Source organism: Endozoicomonas sp. ONNA1, from assembly GCF_024606325.1.
In the GTDB taxonomy this organism is placed as follows: domain Bacteria; phylum Pseudomonadota; class Gammaproteobacteria; order Pseudomonadales; family Endozoicomonadaceae; genus Endozoicomonas_A.
Genome location: NZ_JAHHPN010000393.1, coordinates 1 through 2,945, shown reverse-complemented (window position 1 = coordinate 2,945; position 2,945 = coordinate 1). Strand labels below are relative to the sequence as shown.

At 49.8% G+C, this 2,945-nt stretch carries 2 protein-coding genes; both read right to left on the bottom strand.

Going from position 1 to position 2,945, the window contains the following annotated elements:
* The coding region (locus KDK19_RS09090) for a PDDEXK nuclease domain-containing protein (protein WP_257291782.1) at nt 1-1,038 on the bottom strand (1,038 nt) is incomplete at its 3' end.
* Nucleotides 1,035-2,945, bottom strand: a 1,911-nt coding sequence (locus tag KDK19_RS09085) for a class I SAM-dependent DNA methyltransferase (protein ID WP_257291781.1), incomplete at its 5' end; no start/stop codon positions are given. The genes KDK19_RS09085 and KDK19_RS09090, both read right to left, overlap by 4 nt.

The window sequence follows — 2,945 nt, the reverse complement described above, 5'->3', positions numbered from 1 at the left end:
CAGTCCCTGCTCAATTTCTTCAATACTGGGCAGTTGCGATTGCAGATTTTCTGGCAGTGATTGGGTCAGTTGGTATTCCGAAACACCAATAGGCTTTTGAATATCGCTGAGGGCGTATTCCGCCACGAGTTTGTTCTTGTTCTTACACAGCAGAATGCCGATAGTCGGCGCATCGCCCTCCCTGCGTACCAGTTCATCTACCGCTTTGATATAAAAATTCAGTTTGCCTGCATGTTCCGGCCTGAAGTCACCCGCTTTCAGTTCAATGACTACGTAGCAATGCAGGTGTGCATGATAAAATAAGAGGTCAATATAAAAATCCTGCGGTCCTACCTGTATATGAAACTGCTTGCCCATGTAGGCAAAACCTGATCCCAATTCCAGTAGAAACTGAGTGATATGCTTAATCAATCCCTGCTCCAGCTCTCGCTCTGTGTAATGATCAGTGAGGGCAAGAAAGTCAAACATATAGGGGTCTTTCAGGGTTTGCTGTGCAAGGTCGGACTGGACGGCAGGCAGCGTTGCATTGAAGTTGTTGGGCGCTTGTCCCTTCCGCTGCCAAAGTCCACTTTCAATCTGGTGAGTGAGGACGTTTCGGCTCCAGCCATGTTCTATGGTTTTGCCCACGTAATACAGAGCTTCAGCCGTTGTTTGGCACTTGCTGATTATCTTCAGGTTATGCCCCCAGGGAATCGACGTTAATTGGCCAACAAGCTGTTGGCTTTTTTCAACCTCATCCCGGTAGAACAGATGCCACTGACGGATGTATTTGATGTTGCTGAGGGAAAAGCCTTTAATATCAGGGAATTCGCTGCTTAAATCCTTATTCAGCTGCTTTAAAAAACCATCACCCCAATTTGCTTCAACCTGCCGCCGAACAATGTCTTCCCCCAGTTCCCAGTAAAAATTCAGCAGAGTGGAGTTCACCTGAACGGCTGCCTTGAGTTGGGTTGCCAGCACCTTCTGTTTAAGGTTTTTCAGCCAGCTTTTGTATTCCTTATTCAGGCTCAGGTTAATGTTGTTTTTTGGCTTGCTCATGAATGAACCTCTTTCAACAGGTTCATGATTCTAGCACTCACCGCATCCAGATCAGCATCAATGGCTTCCAGCGCACGGGGCGGCTGATACACATAGAAGTGTCGGTTAAAAGGAATCTCGTAACCCACAATTCCAACTTCACCATCCTGGGCATCGCACTTGTCGGCATTGATCCAGGCATCCGGTACATGGGGAGCCACTTCCCGGTTGAAGTAGGTTTCGATCAGGATGTGGGTGGGCATTGATGGGTCAAGAGGAATGTTCTCGTTATCCCGCAGGTCGCCATCGGTCTGGAATTCGACGATTTTGCCTTTGTATTCAAATGCGCCGTAGAGCGGTTGGGTTTCTTTATGTTCAGGATGAACGGTATGCGGCGGCGTCATGGACGACGAGGAGCCGCCCTTCAGCACCTTTTTGATGACTGGCTCGGCTTCGGGGTTCTTGAAGGTGACGGCAACGAGGAACTGCTTTTTCTCTTTGGCATCCAGCTTCAGGTTGGCGGCTTTGAGGGCGGCTTTCAGGTCTTTATCGAACTGGTTAAAGTCGTTGGACAGTACCGTTCCGACTGTATTTTGCAGAGTTTGGGCTTTCTCCATCAGCCCCCGCTGGAATAGCCAGAGTTTGTCGTTCAGTACCTCTTTAATCTGCTTCTCTTTCAGTTCTTTGAAGTCTTTTTTGATCTTGGTGCGAATGGTTTCTTCGTTGTCTGTCAGTGTTGTATGACATTCTGTGCCGAATTCCTCAACCATCCAGCGCATAACGGCGTTATACGGCTTGGGTGCATAGCGTAGACCCGTTACAGCGTCATCAGTAATCTGGGCGGACAGGCGAAGTGGGCGTTCCACGGTAATACGACGGTAGCCGAATTCATGACTGTCGAAAATTTTGGCGGCAAAGTTTTCTTCGGATGCTTCTGTAAAGGCTCCAAAGTTTTGGGTAATGATGCGACGGTCAGCTTCACTCATTATGTTCCGCTTGGAACCCAGGGACTTACGCATCTTGCCGCACAGGTTTACGCCGTTAATCAGCTGCACTTTACCTTTGCGTTCATCGGACTTTTTATTGCTCAGCACCCACACATAGGTAGCGATACCGGTGTTGTAGAACATGTCTGTAGGCAGGGAGACAATGGCTTCGAGCAGGTCGGCTTCGAGAATATAACGGCGAATCTCGCTTTCACCACTGCCTGCACTGCCGGTAAACAGCGGCGAACCGTTGAGGATAATGCCGATGCGGCTGGGGTTCTGGTTCTCTGGCGTGATGTCCCTGAACTTGCTGATCAGGTGCATCAGGAACAGCAGCGAACCATCGGACACTCTTGGCAGGCCGGGGCCAAAGCGACCGTCGTAGCCTTTATGTTCATGCTCATCTTTAATGGTGCCTTCGATCTTCTTCCAGTCCACCCCGAATGGCGGATTAGACAGCATGTAGTCAAACTGGTCGCCACTGAGGTGATCGTTCGATAGGGTGTTGCCCAGTTTGATGCGGCTGACATCTTGCCCCTTGATCAGCATATCGGCTTTACAGATGGCGTAGGATTCAGGGTTCAACTCCTGGCCAAAGGCTCGCATCACAGCATCTTTATTGTGCTCGTACACATATTCCATGCCAGACGACAGAAAGCCGCCTGTACCTGCCGTAGGGTCGTAAATAGTGCGGATAATGCCTTCCTTGTTCAGGGCATCGTCGTCTTCCATAAACACCAGGGAGGTGGTGAGTTCAACAATGTCCCTTGGGGTGAAGTGTTCACCGGCCGTTTCGTTGGAGGATTCAGCAAAGCGGCGGATCAGCTCTTCAAACACCAGGCCCATTTCGTGGTTACTGATGGCCTTCGGGCTCAGGTCGATGGTGGCAAACTTTCCCACTACCTTAAACAGCAAATTGGCTTCGTTCAGGCTGCCGACAAA